This window comes from Streptomyces sp. SID12488 (assembly GCF_010548275.1).
Lineage (GTDB): Bacteria > Actinomycetota > Actinomycetes > Streptomycetales > Streptomycetaceae > Streptomyces.
The window spans coordinates 1-1,453 of the sequence record NZ_JAAGLT010000079.1 but is presented as its reverse complement, the minus strand read 5'-3'; the positions used below and the strand labels follow the sequence as shown (position 1 = coordinate 1,453).

Genomic DNA, 1,453 nt, shown 5'->3' with positions numbered 1-1,453 from the left:
GGTCAGGCGGCTCTACCTTCTTGATCGGGTTGATCGAGCCATTCGTAGGGTTGGGTCACCCAGGGGTGCTGGGTGTGGCTATCAGGCGGCTGCCGTCTCGTGGCTGAGCACGCTTCGCCGCCCGGCACCCCACGACGACTCGGCCGCCGATTAGGAAATGCGAACATGTCGCTGAGTAGAGCAATGCCGGCGAGGTCGTCCGTGGTACGTACGGAACGAACGAGCACGCCAGGAGCATGATGAGCCGGATATGGGCGGGGATCGACAGCGGCAAGGGCCACCATCACGGGCTCGCGCTGGACACGGAGGGCAAGACGCTGCTGTCGCGGCGGGTCGCCAACGACGAGCCCGAGCTGCTGAAGCTGATCGGCGACGTGCTGGACCTGGCCGACGGCCGTGAGGTCACCTGGGCCATCGACATGACCGGCGGCGAGCCCGCGCTGTTCCTGGCCCTGCTGGTCAATCACGGCCAGGAGGTCCTCTACATCCCCGGCCGCCTGGTCAACCGGGCCTCGGACGGCTACCGAGGCGAGGGCAAGACCGACGCCCGCGACGCCTACGTCATCGCCGACCAGGCCAGGATGCGCCGCGACCTGCGGCCCATACGCCCCGGCGACGAAGCAGCCATCGAGCTGAAGCTGCTGACCGGACGCCGGTCCGACCTGGTCGAGGACCGCACCCGCTCGGTCAACCGCCTGCGTTCCACGCTGATGAGCATGTTCCCGGCCCTGGAACGGGCCCTGGACGTCACCAACGCCGGCCCGCTCCGACTGCTGACCGGCTACCAGACCCCGGCCGCGATCCGCCGAACCGGCGTCGCCCGGCTGACGAAGTGGCTGGCCAACCGCAAGGTCCGTAACGCAAGAAGCCTGGCCGAAAAGGTGGTTGAGGCCGCCGAGCGCCAGCACACCGCGATCCCCGGGGAGAAGACCATCGCGAAGCTGGTCCACACCCTGGCCGAGGAGGTGATGGCCCTCAACGAGCAGATCTCCGAGATGGACAAGCTCATTGAGGGCCGGTTTCGCGAGCACGAGCTCGCCGACATCGTCCTGAGCGTCCCGGGCATCGGCCCCGTGCTGGGCGCCGAGTTCCTGGCTGCCGTCGGCGGCGGTCTGGACAAGTTCGACTCCCCGGACGCCCTGGCGGCCTTCGCCGGCGTCGCCCCCGCACCACGCGACTCGGGCAAGGTCAGCGGCAACCTCCACCGGCCGGTCACCTACCACCGCAGGTTGCAGCGGGTCTTCTATACCTCCGCGCTGGTCAGCGTCCGATGCGACCCGAACTCGCGGAAGTTCTACGACCGCAAACGCGCTGAGGGGAAGAAGCACGTCCAAGCCGTGCTCGCCCTGGCCCGCCGACGCGTCAACGTCCTGTGGGCCCTGATCCGCGACGGACGGCGCTACCAAGTCACACCTCCAGTGACTACAGCTGCTTGACAACAGCATTAGGAAGC

Annotated in this window: 1 protein-coding gene; it reads left to right on the top strand. The window is 68.1% G+C overall.

Translation table 11 applies throughout. From position 1 onward, the window contains the following. The first annotated feature begins 236 nt into the window (after positions 1–236). Positions 237–1,436: an IS110 family transposase gene (locus tag G3I56_RS42545; protein ID WP_203691956.1), complete on the top strand. Its 1,200-nt coding sequence runs from the start codon at positions 237–239 to the stop codon at positions 1,434–1,436. Positions 1,437–1,453: the final 17 nt, after the last annotated feature.

Coding starts and splice junctions, on each gene's coding strand:
- G3I56_RS42545 (WP_203691956.1), top strand. CDS start 237: ATGATGAGCCGGATATGGGCGGGGATCGACAGCGGCAAGGGCCACCAT.